This window comes from Microcoleus sp. A2-C3 (genome assembly GCF_036706065.1).
GTDB lineage: Bacteria > Cyanobacteriota > Cyanobacteriia > Cyanobacteriales > Microcoleaceae > Microcoleus.
On sequence record NZ_JAUBVX010000029.1, the window covers coordinates 14,491 to 33,098 of the forward strand.

The following is an 18,608-nucleotide window of genomic DNA, read 5'->3' on the forward strand; positions in this document are numbered from 1 at the left end:
TATCTGGACGTTCATCTGCTTTTTATGCAAATTGCCCGCTTTTTGTAATGAAACTTTACATTGCTCAAATAGCCGTGAAGCGGAGCCATCCCCTAGAGAATCGCCCGATCGCCCGCCAGATTTACCCTAAAACCAGGTAACTCCGATCGCCCTTAATCTCCTCCAGAGGCGCGATCGCACTTCCCTTAGATTGTCGAGTAACACATCAGTAGTGAAACATAACCACAAAGCCAATGCCTGCGTACCTTGTTTTACTTTCGATCTGTAGCCGCAAGCCGGACTCATCACTTCACAATACTCCTGAATCCTGAATCTGTATCGGCTCAATGGCTCAGCATTTGGCTCAACATAAACGGCTCATTTGGCTCATTTAGCTCATTTGGCTCATCTTTCGGCTCTCCGATGTAATCTATAATTCCATTGGGGCAAAATTATGGTACAGGAGTAAGAATGGCAGGTTTACTCAGAGCATCCGAGGAAGGATTAAAAATAATCGATTTGGTAAGACGAAGCCTCGGATGGAATAAAGCTGATGAACTATGGTGTCAGGCTGCTATCACTTCAAAAGCAACTTTAAAGAGGTTTTGGGTGCGTCAGCCAATTCGACGCGAAACATTTATTGCTATTTGTAAGGCCGTAGGAATCAATAACTGGGAAGATATTATTGAGCGCAACGATATCAAGCAAACAGAATTACTATTAGCTGCCGCGATCGCAGATATCGCCCCAGACACCCAAACCGATCGCACATTCGCACTTCCCGACAACATACCCCCAGTCTGGAATTGGCTCGATCGCACATCCCACCTCAACACCCTAAAAACCCTGCTACTCAACCTAGACAACCGAAATCCACCCCCAAATGCGATCGCCCTTGTCGGCTTACCCGGAATCGGCAAAACAACCCTGATCAGTCAACTCATCCGCCAACTTCAAACCGAAAATAATCCCTTTGTCGCCGTCGCTTGGCAATCATTGGAATTCGTCAAAAACCAAGCACCTCAATTTGATTGGTTTCTCGATTCCCTCCTATCTGCACTTTCCTCCGCAGATACAACTTTTCCGATCCAAAATGCACCAAGTGCCGCCCCAGTGCACACATTCCAAAAGATTGAAAAACTGCTAAAATTGCTCAAAAATCAACCATGCTTAATTGTGTGCGATCGCCTAGAAACCATCTTGCAACTTGGGCGAGCCGAAACAGCCGGATATTTTGCCGAAACCCAATCTGAATACGCTTGGTTATTCAAACTACTAATAGAAACAGCACATCAAAGTAAAATCATATTTATCAGCCGCGAAACCTTAGCAGAATTGCCGCCAACAATTACCCGCGAAATTACCATTGATGGACTCACAAATAATTGCGCTATTGCCCTATTGACATCATTTAACTTAATCGGTACAATAGAAGAGATGACCGAACTTGCCCAGCGCTATCAAGGACATCCCCAAGCTTTGCAACTAATAGCCTCATTGATTCGCGATGACAGCGAATATCAAAGCAATGTCAGCAAATTCTTGCAAGATAGAGACTGGTTGCTAACTCGACCGATTGAGAGTCTGCTCGATGAAATGATAGCGCGTCTCAGTGACATTGAGCGAACTTGCTTGAGCCGAATTTCTGTCTATCAAACCGCAGAATATCCGCTGAATTTTGCGGGAATAGCCGCTCAAATGCCGGAAGTTAGCAAGTACGAACTCAAAGAAAATATTATTCTCGCTCTCAAACGCCGACAATTGCTCTATTATGACTGTCAGCGATTGTCTTACCAGTTGCATCCGTTAGTGCGCGAAAAGGGCGATCGAATATTGAATCAAAATCCCGAAAACTTTCGCACCGCACACCGCCAAGCCTACCGCTATTTTATCAGCATTCCCCTAAAACCTGAATGTGAATGGCAACATATTGAGGATATTAAGCCGTTGATCAGAGCGCATTATCACGGGTGTCAAGCTGGGGATTTGGATGCAGCAAATGCGATTATTTCGGGAGTTTGTGAATATCTGCGACAGTGGAATTGTGCAGAATTAGTGTGTGGAAATATAGAGTTGCCATTGTTAGCGGAAGTGAAAAACATTAGCCTTTCAGGGGCGGGCAAGATGCCCACCCCACAATAAAACTTTATGTATTGTGGGGTGGGCATCTTGCCCGTTTTCTTAGTCCGCGAAGGCGGACTTCGTTTGTGTAGACGCGGTTTCAACCGCCGAGTTTTTTGGTTTCTGTCGATTTTCCACCGCCGAGTTTCTTGATTTCAACTGCCGATTTTCCACCGCCTGGTTTCTTGATTTCAACATCAACCACTCGAATAAATTCCTCTTTCTTGCAATTGCTGCATAAAAAACTCTTCCAAAGAAGGCTTAGCCAAATTCATCCCAATTAGCTGCCCTCCACTCATGCTCAGACTAGAAATAAACTCCTTCGGACTTCCCTGCAAATGACCGTACCACAAATCATTATCAACTTCCATATCCGGTATCCATTTTTTCAGAATATTCAAGTGGCCACCCCTACCTTCAACCCGGTAAGTTTCAGTATTTCCCAGGAGTTCGTCGATCGCACCAATGCAAATTAACTCACCCTTAGCCAAAATTGCCACCCGATCGCAAATCTTCTCCACATCCGACAATATATGCGAATTAAAAAAAATCGTTTTCCCTTGATTTTTCAGCGATAAAATTATCTCCCGCATCTGATAGCGCCCCATCGGATCTAAACCCGACATCGGCTCATCCAAAAATACCACATCGGGATTGTTAATCAAAGCTTGAGCCATGCCGATTCGTTGCAGCATTCCCTTAGAATACTGGCGCAACTGTTTTTTTATTGCCGCCGATTGAGATAAACCAACTAACTCTAGCAAATGCGGAATTCGCTGCCGCTGAATCGAGGTCGGAATTTCAAACAAACCCGCCGCAAATTGCAAGAATTCCCAGCCCGTGAGATAATCGTAAAAGTAGGGATTTTCTGGCAAATAGCCGACTCGCCGCTTCACGTTGCGATCGCCCAAAGGCCTCCCCAACAGCAGCCCCCTGCCAGAAGTCGGCCGCACTATCCCCAGCAAAGTCTTCAGCAGCGTAGTTTTCCCCGCTCCATTCTGCCCTAACAGCCCGAAAGTTTCCCCCTCAGAAACAGTCAGAGTGCAACTTTTGAGCGATTCTATTTTTTCGTTCATCCAGAAGCCGGTACGGTAGAACTTCCCCAGATTAAATATTTCCACCACAGGGGTAGATCCGGGAATCTCGGTGGAAGTTGGCGCATCTATAAAAGGTTCCATTTTCGTCATCTAAATAAGTAGCACCTGATTATATTCTATTGCATAAGTTTCGTCATAATTGCTCTTTTTAATGTTAAACTAATATTAGCTGCACTTAAAAATATCTGAATATGGATCGTTCAAAAATTATTGCTATCATCACCGGCGTGATTTCTATAATGTTAGCATTTGCCTACCTGCTACTCGTTACCATCCTGGACTTCCGAGGCGAAATGCTGCCCGCACCTCAAAGTCAGTTGCCAGTCTCGCAGCCAATTCAGCAATTTGCTACTGCTAATCTGACTTTCCCAGCACTGAGGATTTATCCTCAATTGTGACAAAAACAAGACAATTCAATTTCCGAAATGTCGTTAGTGAAGGATGTAGATCGGATTACTATTGAGGACTCTAACATATGAAGCCGATTATCTTACTTGCCATCTTAACTCCTTTGTGGTTGACTCCGCCCGCGAAAGCGGAAAATATTACTTGCACCAGACAACCGTTAGCAACAAATTACTGCGAAAATTATATTAGTGAAGCTCAGAATATTACTCTCGGACAAGCTTCGGATTTAATTGGTCGGTGGCTGGATGCAAAACAGAAAATATTTGCTCCTCCGTTCGATCGCCAATTGTTGGCTACAATGACTACAGGTATTTTGTATAGTGATACAGTCAAAGGGATTGACAACTTGAGAATCACTAATTCTCACTACCGATATGGTGTTCAAAAAGTTGAATCCGTCGAACGTTTCGCAGTCTCTGGAAACAAAGCCACGATTGAAGTCAGAGTCACGGAAGATGCCACAGTCTACCGAGATGATCGAGTCGAGACTAGCAGTTTTAATACTAGGGTAGTTCGCTATACCTTGGAGTATTGGGATGGCATTTGGAAAATAGCAGATTCTCAAATCATGCGTTATTAGTTAGTGGTTATTTGTTATTAGTTAGTGGTTATTTGTTATTGGTTATTGCAATAACAACTGCCCACTAACCACTAATCACTAACTAAACTCAGACAAATGAATTGCTTTTATCATGTGATAAATCAATAGTTTGTAGGGTGCGTCAGGGCAGAATGTTTTGAATATAAATTAATAATTTCCCCTCTGACGCACCCTACAATAACTACATAAATAATCCAACTCTTGTGGGGTGGGCTTCTAGCCCGCCCGAATATGCAATTTAAATGCAGTACAGCTTAATACAGATGAATTGCCTTCATCATATGATATGAAACTAGCAACTGCGTCAAAGCTAGCGGGTAACTTTCCAAAACTTCGCCAGTGGTGCCGATCAGTTTGCCAATTTCGGGATTGCCTTCGGTAGAACAAAATCCCCGCAGGTGTGGCATTTCGTTGCACAAAATCTTTTCCAGTTCGTTTACTTGTTCGTTAGTAGCATGGGAGTCTACTTCCAAAACGTCAACCGGTTTGCCCATATCCCGATCGAGTCCCAGGCGAATTGCAGGTTGAAAACTATCGCTGCCTCGACCTAAAATCTCAGTAAAATCCGGGTGAGGAATTGTCGGCCTGAGCACTAAACGGACGCTTAAATTTGATTCTTTGTCCGCTTCTGCCGGGTAAAAACTAACTACAACGTCGGCAAATTTGCGCTGGGGGCGAATATAATCTTCTGAATCCGATTCCCGCTTTTTCATTTCTGCCAGCACCTGTTCTTCAGTATAACCGCGCTTCATGATATCGCGCTTAACTTTCCACTGAGTTCGCAACTCTTCTGGGGGAGCGAGATACACTTTTACATCGTAAGAATCGCGGATTGCACGAGTTGAATAACCCAGTAAACCTTCAACTATTACAAATTTGCTGGGCTTAATGTATTCCGGCGCATCGAATGTACCTGAGTGGTGGTTGTAAATGGGTTTGAGAATAGCTTGTCCGGTGCGTAGCAGGCTGAGGTGCTGCTGCATGATGTCGAGGTAATTGCAGTCGGGATGCAGTGCTGTGATCCCGATTTCTGCCCGCTGCTTTCTGTCGTAGCGGTGATAGTCGTCTGTACAAATCACAGTGACATTTTCTGGCCCCAATACTTGGGCAATTCCCCGCGTCAGGGTGGTTTTGCCCGCTGCGCTGTCTCCGACAATACCGAGAATGATTGGTCGATCGCTCATTGTTTTTACCCCGACGGACAATAGCAAATTTTTGGTGAATCCTAAATCTTATCAAAATAGTGTTCGTTGCGATCGCTAATCGCATAGTTTGACTTGATCCCCCCCGGAGTCTCCCCAATGTGTAAAATTATTGTATTATTTCTTAATAAAATGTGGCATCGGAGACTCAGAGAGCATCTGATCAAAAAATCACGCCCATTTCTCGATCGCCCGCAATGTCGATCGCACTTTTAAATCCGGCTATACTCAGAATCTCGGAAAAATCAGCCCCGCCAACTGTCCCAGTAGTCCATGAGTGTAGTACAAATTGCAGCATCGGTGGGAGGGATATTTTTGTTTGTAAAGATTCCGATCTGAGATTGGGGAATTAAAGAAAGCATGAAAAAGTTACTCTTAATGGGCAGATATATAGCCTTTCTCATCTTTCGCTCGAAAGGCTATATACAATATGTATTTCACAATACTCCTGAGTCTAATTGGTCTAAATATATAAATTCAGGAGCTTTGACTCCCGCTTCCTCTCTAATTTTAACCAATGCAGATGACTCAAAGAAAGCCCTGGCATCTGTTGTTGATGTCCAGGCGGAAAAATGAACAATTTTGTTAGGTTCACTGTCATACTTCAAAACCTGATAGGAGCGCTCGCCAGCTTCTTTTCGGATGGTTGCAGCATTGTCAAATACCTTTTTCCAACCTTCATAATTTGCGACTTCATGAATAATTAAGACATACTGCATAGCAATCAAACCTATTTTTCTCTAATTTTAAATATTCACTGCTGAGTAACTTCGCTGAGTGCTTCATGAATGACTTCATCACTCACACCGTGACGCTTCAAACTGGCAATCAAGGCAGAAACTGTATCACCTTCTAGACGTTCCAGATCCGATCGCAGTCCTTGTCCAATATAAGCACGTACCAAGGGCTGATAACCAGAAAAACCCAGCAATGGCGCTACTCGTTTCAAATCTTCAATCACATCTTCGGGCATCCGAATGGTGATACTTGTCATGGGACGATTTCTATCTAGCCGCTTTTTCAATGCCTCAATTTTCATAGTATTCGCGTTCCTTGCGCGTGGCTTTACGAGCCGAAATTATCCGAATGATGTCGTTTTCACGCTCAATGTAGACGACATACAAAAGATTCCAACGTCTGTCCAAACCAATGACAGCATCTCGCTCTTCATCGTTGCGACTTGCATCAACCACCACTAGGAGCGGATCGAAGAAGGCTTCTGCGGCTTGCTGAAATGTTACGCCGTCATGATTTCTGGGATTGATCCGAGCTTTCTCCTCATTCCAAACGAAGGCTACACCATTGAGTACGAAATACACATCCATAGCTTATAGTGTAACCAAGATGTATTTACATTGTCAATACGTTTTTCGGTGAATCGACTTAAAAAAGCACCAATTTTTGCTCCCTAAATCGCGATCACCCTCTCCGGCCGAAATGGATTGAATCTCCACTAAAGTAGTAAACAGTGCCCGATCGCAATTTTTCCTAAATTATCGTGTCTATATTATCTGAAATGCCGACTGTGTGGTTACAAATTTCCCTCGTGGGAGCCTGGTTGGGCGTGATTTTGCTGGTAGCTGAGGGGTTAAACCGCTTTACTTCCGTCGATGCAGAGGTATCGCGGAAGGTGGTTCACATCGGTACTGGGAACGTGATTTTGCTGGCTTGGTGGCTGGAAATACCCGGCTGGGTGGGGATTTCGGCAGGGGTTTTAGCAGGTGCGATCGCCCTAATTTCTTACCAAGTTCCGATTTTGCCCAGTCTTAACAGTATCAACCGCAAGAGTTTCGGGACTTTTTTCTATGCTGTTAGTATCAGCGTTCTCGTAGCTTGGTTTTGGCCACTGCAACATCAAGAATACGCAGCTTTGGGCATTTTAGTGATGGCTTGGGGCGATGGATTGGCCGCTGTCATTGGCAAAAAATACGGCAAACATCTTTATCGAGTTTGGGGAATCCAGAAGAGTTGGGAAGGTTCTGCAACTATGTATTTGGTGAGTTTTGCTGTTAGTAGTTTGATTTTGCTGACGGTGCAAGGCAATGTTTGGCAAACTTGGGCGGTGTCGGCTGTTGTGGCTTTGGTTGCTGCTACTTTGGAGTCGGTTTCTAAGTTGGGAATTGACAATTTGACTGTGCCAATTGGCAGTGCGGCGATCGCCTTTTTCCTCAATCAATTTTGGGTAATTGGTTCCTAGTGAGGACTTGAGTTCTGATAAAACTCAAAACACCAACGCCACCAATACCTGCTTTTCACGGCAAAATCCCAGCTAAACTTTGTTTAACTGGGAAAAATTGAATATATTTAAAAGTAGTCGAAAAACTTGCCGCTGTTGCTTGAGGCAAATGTCTTTGCTTACCTCGCTAGAAACTACCCGATCGCCCAATCATGGGTCTTTTTTAGAGCCTTTGGGTGGCGTACCTTCAAAAGGCTGAACTCCTGTATTGGGATAATCGTCATCGTTCCGTTTAAAAATCCTCATCGCACCTTCGGAAACGTAACGCATCGCATCTGCCAAAGATTTAGAAAGATTCATCACATCTGCCTCTCTTGTCATTGCTTCTGATACTTCTTAGATTACTATTAATTTCGGTTTTTTGGTTCCTTTAGCAATATTTGTTTGAATTACTTATTAGTCCGCAACATCGAAGCAACCTGAAGCTTTTAGGAATTGCGAAGCTTGGGCGATCGACCTGATATATTTCTGCTTGAATATTGTAGGGTGCGCCGAGACGCATCGGCCGTTCTTGTAGCAATACTTCTTTTCAACAGTTGACAGTTACCTCGGACGATCGCCCTCAAACAAAAAAAATGCTTTCCACAAAACTCCAGATGCACCCGCGCGCCTCTAAATCAACACGATCGCGCGCTGCACACCCTACAAACTCAAATTCGCTGTTTTTATTAAAAATACCATAATCTTAATCCGCAAATTAACCTGAAACCCTCTGTGCAAGAGCGTTGTTAAGAAAAACGCAATATGGTATCAGCAATCTTTATCAAAAATTTACAAAAAGATATGGTATTTATCACTATAATTAAATAAATAAGTTTGTCCGGGGTTTTTCATGAAAACTGCGACAGAAAGCCTGCACCTCACAGGTTTTGAGGAAATTTTAGAAGACGGGGAACTGACGGTTTCCTCAGCAGATTACAGCCTTTTGACCGATCTCTACCAGCTCACGATGACGGCTTGTTACGTCGGAGAAGGGCTCGACGATCGCCTTGCGAGTTTTGAATTGTTCGCGCGGAGGCTACCAGAGGGTTTTGGTTATGCGATCGCGATGGGCTTGGCTCAAGCGATCGACTATCTAGAAAAATTTCGGTTCTCCGAGGCGCAAATTCAGGCTTTGCAGTCCACCGGAATTTTTGCCGGGGCACCGGAGCGATTTTGGACTCTACTCGCCACAGCCCGCTTTACTGGCGATGTTTGGGCGGTTCCAGAGGGGACGGCGGTATTTGCCAATCAGCCTCTATTGCGAATTGAGGCTCCTCTGTGGCAGGCTCAGTTAGTAGAAACTTATTTGCTGAATGCGATCAATTATCAAACTTTGATCGCGACGCGGGCTGCGCGGCTGCGGGATGCGGCGGGCCCTGACGCTAAGTTGCTGGAATTTGGGACGCGCAGGGCTTTTGGGCCGCAAGCTGCTGTGTGGGCGGCGAGGGCTGCTCTGGCTGCTGGGTTCGATGGTACTTCTAATGTTTTGGCTGCTTTGAAGTTGGGCCGCCAGCCTGTTGGTACGATCGCCCATGCTTTAGTAATGGCTGTGTCGGCTCTCGAAGGCAGCGAAGAGGAGGCGTTTGCAGCATTTCACCGCTATTTTCCGGGCGCACCGCTACTGATTGATACTTACGATACTGTGGCGGCGGCGCGGATGTTGGCCGATCGAGTAAACAGCGGTGAAATACCGTTGCAAGGTGTGCGGCTGGATTCGGGGGATTTGGTAAAATTGTCGCGGGAAGTGCGATCGATCCTGCCGGGCGTGCCGATTATTGCTAGTGGCGATTTGGACGAACACGAAATTGCTAAATTAAAAAGTGCGGGCGCTTGCATTGACGGTTACGGTTTAGGAACAAAGTTGGTCAGCGGTTCGCCTGTGAACGGTGTTTATAAGTTGGTGGAAATTGACGGAATTCCGGTGATGAAGGAGGCAAGCGGCAAGGTAACATATCCAGGGAAAAAGCAAATTTTTAGAACAGTTAAAGATGGAGAAATTGTCAGCGATTGTTTGGGACTAACAGGGGGGGGGAATTATAATTCAGCGGCTTACATACCATTAATAAGATTAGTTGTCAAAGATGGCAAACGAGTGCAGAAACCGGAAAGTTTGGACGAGATTGCCAAACGAACTGCTGCTTCTGTCGCCAGTCTCCCGGCAGAAACTCGCCAACTAAATAACCCGATTTCGCCACCGATGGAAATTTCTACAGATTTGCAAACTCTCACTCAAAAAACCAGAAATAGTCATTAGTCATCAGTAATTAGTCATTGGTTATAATTTAAGACTGAAATTATAACTGGTTCCCAGGCTCTAGCCTGGGAGCCCCGATCCACAGGCTCTGCCTCGCTTAGGAAAAGGTCGGCAGAGCCTCCAGATATGCATTACCAGGCGGTCGCCTGGTAACGAGTAAATCCTCTTCCTTCTAGGTAGAGGTCGCTGTCAACTGTCAACTGTCAACTGTCAACTGAATGAACGATTCCCTATGCAGAAAATTGCCTTGTTTGGAACCAGTGCCGATCCGCCGACAGCAGGACACAAAACAATCCTGAGTTGGCTTTCTCAGCATTTTGATTGGGTAGCAGTTTGGGCATCGGATAATCCTTTCAAGTCGCACCAGACATCCCTCGAACATCGATCGGCAATGCTGCTGTTAATCATTCAAGAAATTAATTCGCCGAGACACAATCTTTGCCTACATCCAGAACTCAGCAGTCCTAGGACGCTAGAAACTGTGGAACAAGCAAGATTGCAGTGGCCGGATGCAGAGTTGACGATGGTAATAGGTTCGGACTTGGTGGGACAACTGCCTCGCTGGTACAAATTTGAACAGTTATTAAAAGAAGTGGAGTTGCTGATTGTACCGCGGCCTGGTTATCCGTCAGAACAGTTAGATTTGTGGCAGTTAAGGCGCCTGGGTGCAGAAGTGGCGATCGCATCTTTGAACGCTCCTGATGTTTCTTCAACTTCCTATCGCGAAACAGGAGACACCGAAGCCCTAACTCCAACTATCGAGGATTACATTAATCGGGAGCATTTGTACGCATGGCACGAGGCACAAAAAAGAGCGAAAGTTGCTCATTAGCTGACTTTAAAGTAGGAGTAGATAATGTAATTTTCTCCGTCGATACCGTGCAGAACCGCTTGTTGGTGCTGTTGGTAATGCGGCCAGACGAACCGTTTATTGATTCTTGGAGTCTTCCCGGTACTTTGGTGCGACACGGAGAGTCTCTGGAAAATGCAGCTTACCGCATTTTGTCGGAAAAAATTAGAGTGAAAAACTTGTATTTGGAGCAATTGTATACTTTCGGAGAACCGGGGCGCGATCCTCGGCAATTCACCAGGGGCGATCGCTATCTTTCGGTAAGTTATTTTGCTTTGGTGCGGTTTGAGGAAGCTGAATTGATTGCTGGGAGTGTAGTTGCGGGTGTCGGCCATCGCGTCGGTGGCATTGCTTGGTATCCCGTACAACAAGTTCCGAAGCTAGCATTCGATCACAATCAAATTCTCGAATACGGATATCGGCGACTGCGGAACAAACTTGAATACAGCCCGGTAGCTTTTGAAGTTTTGCCGGAGCTTTTTACCTTGAGCGATCTATATCAACTTTATACTACTGTTTTGGGGGAGAATTTTTCGGATTATTCTAATTTTCGAGCTCGATTGTTGAAATTGGGTTTTTTGTGCGATACCCGTGTTAAGGTTTCGCGAGGTGCGGGCCGCCCTGCTAGTTTGTACCGCTTTGATGCGGCTGCTTTTGCTCCCTTCAAAAATAAGCCATTGGTGTTTATCTAGCTGTTCATTGGATGACTCCGCCTAAAAATTGAATCCATCGACGGCTTAGGGTCGATCGCAAATTTTAGGCGCTAGTTCAATCTCTCAGATTAATCGGTGGAGTAAATTTCAAATCTAAAATCTAAAAATGGAAAATTGACTGACATTCAGGAATCAATTTAGTAATATGAGAAAAGAAGCTATTAAGGAGTGCCGGCAATGAAAGACCCTGATGAATGCGCTAATATTCACGAAGTTCGGGAGGAAATTGATGTCATCGATCGAGAAGTGATAGAGGCTTTGAGCAAGAGATTTCAATATGTCATCGCAGCAGCAAGGTTCAAAACGAGTGAAGCGAGCGTTAGAGCGCCCGATCGCTTTCAGGCTATGTTACAGCAGCGGCGTGAGTGGGCTCTGGAATCGGGTTTGAATCCTGATGTGGTTGAAAATATTTACCGCCATTTGGTCAATCATTTTATTGAGGAAGAGTTAAAACATTACAAATCCGAGTAATGAGTAATGTTTCCCGACCTTCAAGTCTAGGTATATAGGAAATTAAGTCCGCATCGGCGGACTGCTAGCAAGATTTATTAGGTGAATTGGTGATATGAAAATTGCGATCGCACAACTCAACCCTACTATTGGTGATATCTGTGGCAACTCCAACCTAATTCTGGAGACTGCGAAACAAGCGCAGGTTGAGGGCGCAAACTTATTGCTAACAACGGAACTTTCCCTGATCGGTTATCCGCCGCGCGATTTGTTGATGAACCCGAGTTTCATCGCAGCCGCAGGCGCACAGTTGCAGCAACTGGCGCAAGCTTTGCCACCGGATTTGGCAGTCATTGTCGGGACTGCCTTACCTAATGCTGATGCTGTAAAACTCGGCGAAAAATTATTGTTCAACAGTGCTGTTTTGTTGCAAAATGGCGCAGTCCAACAAGTTTTTAATAAACGCTTGTTGCCTACTTATGATGTATTTGATGAAGATAGATATTTTGAACCTGGAAAAAACAGTAATTATTTCACTATTGGTAAACTCAAAATTGGTGTGACAATTTGTGAGGATTTGTGGAACAATGAGGAGTTTTGGGGTAAACGCAGTTACGCGGGTGATCCTATTTCAGATTTGGCAAAATTGGGCGTGGATTTAGTGGTGAATTTGTCGGCATCGCCTTATTCTGTCGGGAAGCGGGGAGTGCGATCGGCGATGTTGCAGCACAGTGTCATCCGTTCAGGGATACCGATTGTTTATGCTAATCAGGTAGGGGGAAATGATGATATTATTTTTGATGGTAGCAGTTTTGCGGTGAATCTTCAGGGTAATTTGATTCTGGTATTGGCTTCTTTTGAAACTGATTTTGCTGTACTGGAATATGATGAGAATAAACAAGATTTGATTGGCAGCGGGAACGGGCAAGATGCCCGTTCCACAAGTGATTTTGGAGGGGAATGTGAAGCACAAAAAGCAGGTTTAGTTGGCAGCGGTGGGAACGGGCAAGATGCCCATTCCACAACTGGTTTAAGTTTTGAACCGCCATTCGAGGATGCGGAAATTTGGGCGGCTTTGGTTTTGGGAGTGCGAGATTATGTTCGCAAGTGCGGTTTTTCTAAGGTTGTACTTGGTTTGAGTGGCGGGATAGATTCGGCTTTGGTGGCGGCGATCGCTAGTTGCGCGATCGGACCCGAAAATGTGCTGGGGGTGCTGATGCCTTCTCCTTACAGTTCGGATCATTCGGTTAATGATGCTTTGGAATTAGCCCGAAATCTCGGTATTGCGATCGAACTATTGCCGATCGCCGATTTGATGAAAACTTACGATCGCACTTTCGCCGATTTGTTTGTCAATACCACTTTCGGGATTGCCGAGGAAAATATTCAATCGCGAATTCGTGGCAATCTGTTAATGGCAATTTCTAACAAGTTCGGACATTTGCTGCTTTCCACTGGCAATAAGTCGGAAATGTCGGTGGGTTACTGCACTCTCTACGGCGATATGAATGGCGGCTTGGCAGTCATTTCTGATGTTCCGAAAACTCGCGTTTATTCGCTTTGTCGGTGGCTGAATTCTGACAGCGGGATGGGGAAAGATGCTGTTAAGTTGGGGAAAGAGATGATTCCAGTTAATATTATCAATAAAGCGCCGAGTGCTGAACTGAAACCGGGGCAACTTGACCAAGATTCTTTGCCTGATTACGATGTTTTGGATGACATCTTGCAGCGGTTGATCGAACATCACGAATCTACCCAACAAATTATCGCGGCGGGACACGATGAAGCCGTGGTTAAGCGTGTAGTAAAATTAGTCAGGCAATCGGAGTTTAAACGGCGACAAGCACCGCCAGGTTTGAAAATTAGCGATCGAGCTTTTGGTACCGGTTGGCGGATGCCGATCGCCAAAGCTTCCTTTTAAGTAGGTGGTTATAAATAAACATTACATGGGAGAGGGCGGGTTTTGAATAAAATTATTGGTTGGGATGTTATAGATTGTGGCTTAACCCGCTGCTACCAGATATTATGTTTTTTGTGATGACTTGACTTACTTATTAAACGCAAAATGGTTAACATCGACGGTACTTTCGGCTTCGATTTTCTCCTGGGAACTCCCGGAAACGATACGATGAGAGGATTTGCGGGGAATGACACAATTCAAGGTTTGGCGGGGAATGACCTAATTTTTGGCGATCGCGACAATGACTTACTGGCCGGAAACGAAGGCGCCGATACCCTGTTTGGAGGGCAAGGAAGCGATACAATCTATGGAGGACAAGGTGAAGATGCGATTAATGGCGATCGGGGTAACGATTTGCTAATCGGCGACGAAGGCAAAGATATCTTGACAGGAGGCGCGGGCGATGATTTATTTGTAATTGATCAAACCTCCGTCGTATCTACTGTTACTGAAGCCGATATAATTACAGATTTTGGCAACGGAAATGATAAAATTGTCTTGACAGATGGCATCAAGTTTAGCGATTTAAATATTTCTGTTTTTGAGAACCAAACTCTGATACAAAATAAAAATTCTGGTAACTATTTAGGAGTAGTTTCAGGAACATTTAATTTGACTGAATCAAACTTTATCTCAATGTTTGGTGGGATGGATATGGGTCAAATTTTGCCAGTTTCTGTGAATACTATTTTGGGCGCGGGCGCGGGCGGGATCGGACTAGAAGTAGCGCAAACTCCCCAAGAACAAGCAATTGGCTTAATGTTTCGGACAGAATTGCCCGATGACAGGGGAATGCTTTTCCCGATCGCCCCCCCGCGCAATGTGCGTTTCTGGATGAAAAACGTGCAAATCGAGCTCGATATGATTTTTCTGCGGGAAGGCATCGTGCAGGCGATAATTTCCAACGTACCGCCCTGTTTCAGCGACACCTGTCCCAGCTACGGCCCCGATTTTCCCGTTGACGGAGTGATCGAGCTCAAAGGCGGTAGGGCGGCCCAATTGGGATTGAAAATTGGCGATCGGATTCCCAATTTACCCTAAAAAGTATAGGATTTTAAGTAAATCCACCTAATTAAACGTAAAATACAGATAGCTCAAAAATGAACCCTATTGAATTAACAATAATCTCCAATCAAACTCAAGACGGTTTAGCTTACCAACATTTACGATTACGAATTACAACTCAAGACGGTATCATCACACCCGAAGATTTACAAGGTTTAAAAATCCCTGAAAATGCTCAATTCAGCCAAGGAATTGTCATCGAAGGTAGAGGAGCAATTTGGTTGTACGGGTATTTAGTGCACGAATGCCATCCTGCCGCTTGGGTTGGATGTTACGATCCGCGATTAGAAGGTGCGGTGGTGGTAGCGACGCACAAGCACGAAGTTTCGGTTGGACAAATAATAAAATTGAATTTACCAAGTTAGTAAATTAGATATTGTTGGGCAAGTTACTATATGTAGGGTGCGCAGTGCGCACCTTACAGCTATATGTAGGATGTCAAACTACTTTTCATCTAAGTCCTAATTTAATTTTAATTATAATTTATCCTCTGACTGGCAAAACGATCGCAAACTCAGTCCCAACTCCTGGCTCGGCATTCACCTCGATAGTTCCACCATGTTTTTCTACCACAATCTGATGGGCAATTGCCAACCCCAATCCCGTTCCTTTCCCGACAGCTTTCGTCGTGAACAAATGGTCGAATATCTGCTTTTTCACTTCTTCTGACATCCCAGTTCCGTTATCAGTAATTGTAACTTTAATGTACTCTTCCCCCATTACATCAGTGGAAATGCTGATGCGGTTGGGCTTGACGGAAATTTCGTTAAAACTGCGTCCTAGATTTGATTCTTCTAAGGCATCGATCGCATTAGCAAGCAAGTTCATAAAAACTTGATTCAATTGACCGGGAAAACATTCGATTTTAGGGAGATTGCCGTATTTAGCGATCGCTTCAATCTGCGGACGGTGTTCATTAGCTTTGAGGCGGTGTTTCAAAATTAAAATAGCGCTATCAATGCCATCGTGAATATTAAAAGAAACTTTGTAGTCTTTGTCGCCCCTGGAGAAGGTGCGGAGGCTAGTGCTAATGCTGGAAATGCGATCGCACCCGACTTGCATGGAATCAATCATCTTCGGTAAATCTGCTAACAGATAATCGATATCTATCTCTTCCGCGTGGTCGGCAATTTCCGATTTCGGTGCATCGGAGCGATACAAATTCAAGTGTTCCATAACATCCTCGAAACATCTTTTAGCTTCGTTCAAATTTCCAGCAATAAACCCAATCGGATTGTTTATTTCGTGGGCTACTCCGGCGACCAAATTACCCAAAGCCGACATTTTCTCGCTTTGTACGATTTGTAATTGTGCTTGCTGTAAATCTTTTAAAGTTCGTTCTAGGCATTGATTTTGCTCTTGCAAAAGCTCATTTGAGCGCTTGCGATCTGTGGCATCAACACCCAAACCAATAATTCCGATCGTCTCGTCATCGTAATTTTTCAACGGCACTTTTGTGACTTCTAAATAGTGTTGTTTTCCGTCAACCAATGTGAGAGTTTCGCTGGAGTAATGGGGCGAATCTTGGGCAAGGCAGGCGGCATCTGAAACCAGGCAGTTCGCTGCATTTTCCCCCAGTATATCTTTGTAATGCTCGACAGCTAGGAAAGCGCTCAGAGGCACGCCCACATCTTGACAAAATGTCTTGTTGAAAAATTGTACTTTACCCTTGGGATTAACCATCCAAATCCAAATCGGAGCGACATCAAGAATCGCTTGCAGCATTTGTTTCTGCTCGGCAAGCTGAGCTTCGGCTCGACTGAATTTTGTTAGCAATCGCTCTAATTTTTGGCTGTAATCCTGAGATTTTTGATATAGCAGAGCATTTTGCAAACTGATGGCTGCTTGGAAACATAGGAGATTCAGCCGTTGCAGACGATCGCGGGTAAAAACTCTTGCGGTTAACCGATTTTCTAGATACAAAATGCCGATTAATTTACCTTGATCGAGAATCGGCCAACACAACAAGCTTTGTGGTTGGTATTTGAGGATGTAGGAATCGGAATCCCAATCAATTTTTTGAGCGATGTCCCGCAAAATCACAGGTTTCAACAATTTTTCAACACAATCAACAATTTTTAGGGGCAGGATATCACTATTTTCATCGAGTGTTGCGGATGATAAGTCGATCGCCCGATCGACACCCAAATTATCGATCGCCCTTGCAGAAGCAATTTCCCATTGATTACCCTTTTGCAAAATCAGCACTCCTTTGTCAACGCCTGTATTTTTGATCGCCAGTTGTATCAGTTTGGCAATTAGTTGATCCAGATCTCTTTCACTAGAAAGCGCTTGACAAGCTTTTAGCAGAGTTGAAAAATTCCCGAAATCTGAGACTGTCGCCGACACAGACGGATTAATTAATGAAGGTACAGATTGATTTTGTTTGACAGGTATTGCGAAAGTTGCTAATGAATCTGTAGCGAGTTTTGCGGGCTGCCCGATCGGTGACAACAATTGAGAATAGGCTTTTTCTAAGTCGTCAATTTTGCCTCGATCTCCCCAGCGGACATAACAATTATAGGCGTCTATCATGTAGACTCTGGCAATTTTTTCTCTTCCCAATGACAGGTAAAACTTAGCAGCTAGTTCGCAAGCAAGAGCTTCTTCATTCAAATATTCGTTAGCGTTAGCTCCAGCAATAGCTCTATCGTAAAATTCCATTGCTTCTATAGTCTTCCCCAAAACACGGAGCCATTCTGCCTCAACCAAATCGAACTTGTGCTGGTGATCGATCGGGGTATGGTGCGCACATTCTTTGAGTTTTTCCTGACTTGTCTCAACGCGCTCAAGGATTTTTTGGCGCTCCATCGGTGTGGCACCGGCATAGATTTCCAAATCTGCCAACGCATCGTAAAAGTTGTGCATCATAGTTACTAGCATTGCAACACAATTATCCAAATAAATTTTATTTGTATCCCCCTCTCGAACTGTTTCGGATTGCGGCTGGAATATATTGCCAATCCGTCGCCTATTTTTGATACATTTTATCCCGATTTATCTGGTTAATTACTATAAATAAAATTCCCTAAATAGGAAGGTTTCATATATTGGTAAATAACTGGCCTCCGTTCTAGTTGGTCGAGAATATCTGTTTGCTTGAGGACTGTTTCGAGCGATGCAATTAACTGCCACTGATGCAACTCGATCGCATTCTGGCAGCACAGCCTCGCGGAAAGCCACGACAAACAGGTAACTGCGAGCGTAGCGTTTTATACTGCGCGTATAAATTTTGCCGGGAAGATCGAGATTTTTGACCGTTGTGGCGAAACTGCAAGAGTTTGCGGAGGGCTAGTTGCCCGTCTCGATCGCCCACAGCCTCGAAAGCGGTTCCATAATCGGTGTAAAATTGCGCGATCGGGTGCTCTCCAGGCATCACCGCAGTCAAATCTACAACATTTACTGTTGCATCCATATCGGCTGATCCCAAGCCAAACATTAGCTTGGAAATAGTTAGTGTATCTATCTTAGGGCATAAACAGCAGAATTTTCAATCTCTCGCTCTAAAATCCCAATGTTCTGCTACGGAACTACATTTTATACTGGGTCGAGCGGGATCAGAGCTGATTACTTGCGTATAAGTTTCTGCGATCAATATTAAATGCGTTATAGCCTTTCTCAGAAAGATCAGGTACGCGAACGGCATAGGGGATATGGCATAGGGCATACCTCACCACGCTTGAGAACCGA

At 44.6% G+C, this 18,608-nt stretch carries 20 protein-coding genes and 1 pseudogene; 11 read left to right on the forward strand and 10 right to left on the reverse strand.

Translation table 11 applies throughout. From position 1 onward, the window contains the following. Positions 1-450: 450 nt before the first annotated feature. Positions 451-2,121, forward strand: a complete 1,671-nt coding sequence (locus QUB66_RS17005) for an ATP-binding protein (RefSeq protein ID WP_332968918.1) — start codon at positions 451-453, stop codon at positions 2,119-2,121. A gap of 176 nt (positions 2,122-2,297) precedes the next feature. On the opposite strand, the gene QUB66_RS17010 is transcribed toward QUB66_RS17005, so the two are convergent. Beyond that, positions 2,298-3,278 carry an ABC transporter ATP-binding protein gene (locus QUB66_RS17010; RefSeq protein WP_265240004.1) on the reverse strand — a complete coding sequence of 327 codons (981 nt, stop codon included), beginning with the start codon at positions 3,276-3,278 and terminating at the stop codon, positions 2,298-2,300. 110 nt (positions 3,279-3,388) lie between these two features. On the opposite strand from QUB66_RS17010, the gene QUB66_RS17015 reads away from it, so the two are divergent. Next, positions 3,389-3,595, forward strand: coding sequence for a hypothetical protein (locus tag QUB66_RS17015; RefSeq protein ID WP_265240005.1), 207 nt, complete (start codon positions 3,389-3,391; stop codon positions 3,593-3,595). A 77-nt stretch (positions 3,596-3,672) separates the two neighbouring features. Beyond that, positions 3,673-4,185, forward strand: a complete 513-nt coding sequence (locus QUB66_RS17020; RefSeq protein ID WP_332968920.1) for an ARC6/PARC6 family protein — start codon at positions 3,673-3,675, stop codon at positions 4,183-4,185. Between the two features lie 275 nt (positions 4,186-4,460). Here the strand turns inward: QUB66_RS17020 and QUB66_RS17025 are convergent, their stop codons facing one another. The 5 genes from QUB66_RS17025 to QUB66_RS17045 form a co-directional block, all read right to left on the reverse strand. Then, the gene (locus QUB66_RS17025; RefSeq protein WP_265240007.1) at positions 4,461-5,390 is read right to left on the reverse strand and encodes a phosphoribulokinase; all 930 of its coding nucleotides are present in this window, start codon (positions 5,388-5,390) and stop codon (positions 4,461-4,463) included. Positions 5,391-5,571: 181 nt separating this feature from the next. Next, complete coding sequence (locus QUB66_RS17030; protein ID WP_332968922.1) at positions 5,572-5,706, reverse strand: hypothetical protein; 135 nt, start codon at positions 5,704-5,706, stop codon at positions 5,572-5,574. A 139-nt stretch (positions 5,707-5,845) separates the two neighbouring features. Then, entirely contained in the window at positions 5,846-6,127 is a 282-nt protein-coding gene (locus tag QUB66_RS17035) for an antibiotic biosynthesis monooxygenase (RefSeq protein WP_332968975.1), read from the reverse strand. A gap of 35 nt (positions 6,128-6,162) precedes the next feature. Continuing rightward, on the reverse strand, positions 6,163-6,402 hold the full coding sequence (locus QUB66_RS17040) for a hypothetical protein (RefSeq protein ID WP_332968923.1): 240 nt from the start codon (positions 6,400-6,402) through the stop codon (positions 6,163-6,165). Positions 6,403-6,436: 34 nt separating this feature from the next. Beyond that, a complete protein-coding gene (locus QUB66_RS17045; protein WP_265240010.1) occupies positions 6,437-6,733 on the reverse strand; it encodes a BrnT family toxin in 297 nt (98 codons plus the stop codon). 191 nt (positions 6,734-6,924) lie between these two features. Here QUB66_RS17045 and QUB66_RS17050 point away from each other — a divergent pair, with 191 nt between their 5' ends. Continuing rightward, entirely contained in the window at positions 6,925-7,605 is a 681-nt protein-coding gene (locus QUB66_RS17050) for a diacylglycerol/polyprenol kinase family protein (protein WP_442923301.1), read from the forward strand. Between the two features lie 189 nt (positions 7,606-7,794). Here the strand turns inward: QUB66_RS17050 and QUB66_RS17055 are convergent, their stop codons facing one another. Next, complete coding sequence (locus tag QUB66_RS17055; protein WP_375339849.1) at positions 7,795-7,965, reverse strand: isochorismate synthase; 171 nt, start codon at positions 7,963-7,965, stop codon at positions 7,795-7,797. Between the two features lie 511 nt (positions 7,966-8,476). Between QUB66_RS17055 and QUB66_RS17060 the strand changes: the two genes are divergently transcribed. From QUB66_RS17060 to crn3, 7 genes are all read left to right on the forward strand, one after another. Further along, positions 8,477-9,880, forward strand: a complete 1,404-nt coding sequence (locus tag QUB66_RS17060; protein WP_332968925.1) for a nicotinate phosphoribosyltransferase — start codon at positions 8,477-8,479, stop codon at positions 9,878-9,880. A gap of 232 nt (positions 9,881-10,112) precedes the next feature. Continuing rightward, positions 10,113-10,712, forward strand: a complete 600-nt coding sequence (locus QUB66_RS17065; protein WP_265240013.1) for a nicotinate-nucleotide adenylyltransferase — start codon at positions 10,113-10,115, stop codon at positions 10,710-10,712. After that, entirely contained in the window at positions 10,673-11,422 is a 750-nt protein-coding gene (locus QUB66_RS17070) for an NUDIX hydrolase (RefSeq protein WP_332968926.1), read from the forward strand. Before QUB66_RS17065 ends, QUB66_RS17070 begins: the two co-directional genes overlap by 40 nt. A 198-nt stretch (positions 11,423-11,620) precedes the next feature. Continuing rightward, a complete protein-coding gene (locus QUB66_RS17075) occupies positions 11,621-11,914 on the forward strand; it encodes an isochorismate lyase (protein WP_332968927.1) in 294 nt (97 codons plus the stop codon). Positions 11,915-12,008: 94 nt separating this feature from the next. Continuing rightward, complete coding sequence (locus QUB66_RS17080) at positions 12,009-13,814, forward strand: NAD+ synthase (protein WP_332968928.1); 1,806 nt, start codon at positions 12,009-12,011, stop codon at positions 13,812-13,814. A gap of 144 nt (positions 13,815-13,958) precedes the next feature. Further along, positions 13,959-14,894, forward strand: a complete 936-nt coding sequence (locus QUB66_RS17085) for a DUF192 domain-containing protein (RefSeq protein ID WP_332968929.1) — start codon at positions 13,959-13,961, stop codon at positions 14,892-14,894. Positions 14,895-14,953: 59 nt separating this feature from the next. Continuing rightward, positions 14,954-15,283 carry a CRISPR-associated ring nuclease Crn3/Csx3 gene (crn3, locus tag QUB66_RS17090; protein ID WP_265240019.1) on the forward strand — a complete coding sequence of 110 codons (330 nt, stop codon included), beginning with the start codon at positions 14,954-14,956 and terminating at the stop codon, positions 15,281-15,283. 118 nt (positions 15,284-15,401) lie between these two features. Here the strand turns inward: crn3 and QUB66_RS29765 are convergent, their stop codons facing one another. The 3 genes and pseudogenes from QUB66_RS29765 to QUB66_RS17100 all read right to left on the reverse strand — a co-directional run bounded on the left by QUB66_RS29765 (position 15,402) and on the right by QUB66_RS17100 (position 18,333). Beyond that, positions 15,402-16,643 (reverse strand): PAS domain-containing sensor histidine kinase, encoded by a 1,242-nt coding sequence (locus tag QUB66_RS29765; RefSeq protein WP_442923184.1) that lies wholly within the window; start codon positions 16,641-16,643, stop codon positions 15,402-15,404. A gap of 114 nt (positions 16,644-16,757) precedes the next feature. After that, positions 16,758-17,801, reverse strand: a pseudogene (locus QUB66_RS29770) (GAF domain-containing protein); the annotation flags it as partial. A 241-nt stretch (positions 17,802-18,042) separates the two neighbouring features. Beyond that, complete coding sequence (locus QUB66_RS17100) at positions 18,043-18,333, reverse strand: hypothetical protein (protein WP_332968931.1); 291 nt, start codon at positions 18,331-18,333, stop codon at positions 18,043-18,045. Positions 18,334-18,608 lie beyond the last annotated feature (275 nt).

What these genes read in the sequence shown, in the direction of transcription:
- QUB66_RS17015 (WP_265240005.1), top strand. Translation starts at nt 3,389, where the DNA reads ATGGATCGTTCAAAAATTATTGCTATCATCACCGGCGTGATTTCTATA.
- QUB66_RS17085 (WP_332968929.1), top strand. Translation starts at nt 13,959, where the DNA reads ATGGTTAACATCGACGGTACTTTCGGCTTCGATTTTCTCCTGGGAACT.
- QUB66_RS17040 (WP_332968923.1), bottom strand. Translation starts at nt 6,402, where the DNA reads ATGACAAGTATCACCATTCGGATGCCCGAAGATGTGATTGAAGATTTG.
- QUB66_RS17065 (WP_265240013.1), top strand. Translation starts at nt 10,113, where the DNA reads ATGCAGAAAATTGCCTTGTTTGGAACCAGTGCCGATCCGCCGACAGCA.
- QUB66_RS17055 (WP_375339849.1), bottom strand. Translation starts at nt 7,965, where the DNA reads ATGACAAGAGAGGCAGATGTGATGAATCTTTCTAAATCTTTGGCAGAT.
- QUB66_RS17045 (WP_265240010.1), bottom strand. Translation starts at nt 6,733, where the DNA reads ATGGATGTGTATTTCGTACTCAATGGTGTAGCCTTCGTTTGGAATGAG.
- crn3 (WP_265240019.1), top strand. Translation starts at nt 14,954, where the DNA reads ATGAACCCTATTGAATTAACAATAATCTCCAATCAAACTCAAGACGGT.
- QUB66_RS17080 (WP_332968928.1), top strand. Translation starts at nt 12,009, where the DNA reads ATGAAAATTGCGATCGCACAACTCAACCCTACTATTGGTGATATCTGT.
- QUB66_RS29765 (WP_442923184.1), bottom strand. Translation starts at nt 16,643, where the DNA reads ATGCTGCAAGCGATTCTTGATGTCGCTCCGATTTGGATTTGGATGGTT.
- QUB66_RS17075 (WP_332968927.1), top strand. Translation starts at nt 11,621, where the DNA reads ATGAAAGACCCTGATGAATGCGCTAATATTCACGAAGTTCGGGAGGAA.
- QUB66_RS17020 (WP_332968920.1), top strand. Translation starts at nt 3,673, where the DNA reads ATGAAGCCGATTATCTTACTTGCCATCTTAACTCCTTTGTGGTTGACT.
- QUB66_RS17070 (WP_332968926.1), top strand. Translation starts at nt 10,673, where the DNA reads ATGGCACGAGGCACAAAAAAGAGCGAAAGTTGCTCATTAGCTGACTTT.
- QUB66_RS17100 (WP_332968931.1), bottom strand. Translation starts at nt 18,333, where the DNA reads ATGGATGCAACAGTAAATGTTGTAGATTTGACTGCGGTGATGCCTGGA.
- QUB66_RS17010 (WP_265240004.1), bottom strand. Translation starts at nt 3,278, where the DNA reads ATGGAACCTTTTATAGATGCGCCAACTTCCACCGAGATTCCCGGATCT.
- QUB66_RS17060 (WP_332968925.1), top strand. Translation starts at nt 8,477, where the DNA reads ATGAAAACTGCGACAGAAAGCCTGCACCTCACAGGTTTTGAGGAAATT.
- QUB66_RS17035 (WP_332968975.1), bottom strand. Translation starts at nt 6,127, where the DNA reads ATGCAGTATGTCTTAATTATTCATGAAGTCGCAAATTATGAAGGTTGG.
- QUB66_RS17005 (WP_332968918.1), top strand. Translation starts at nt 451, where the DNA reads ATGGCAGGTTTACTCAGAGCATCCGAGGAAGGATTAAAAATAATCGAT.
- QUB66_RS17050 (WP_442923301.1), top strand. Translation starts at nt 6,925, where the DNA reads ATGCCGACTGTGTGGTTACAAATTTCCCTCGTGGGAGCCTGGTTGGGC.
- QUB66_RS17025 (WP_265240007.1), bottom strand. Translation starts at nt 5,390, where the DNA reads ATGAGCGATCGACCAATCATTCTCGGTATTGTCGGAGACAGCGCAGCG.
- QUB66_RS17030 (WP_332968922.1), bottom strand. Translation starts at nt 5,706, where the DNA reads ATGCTGCAATTTGTACTACACTCATGGACTACTGGGACAGTTGGCGGG.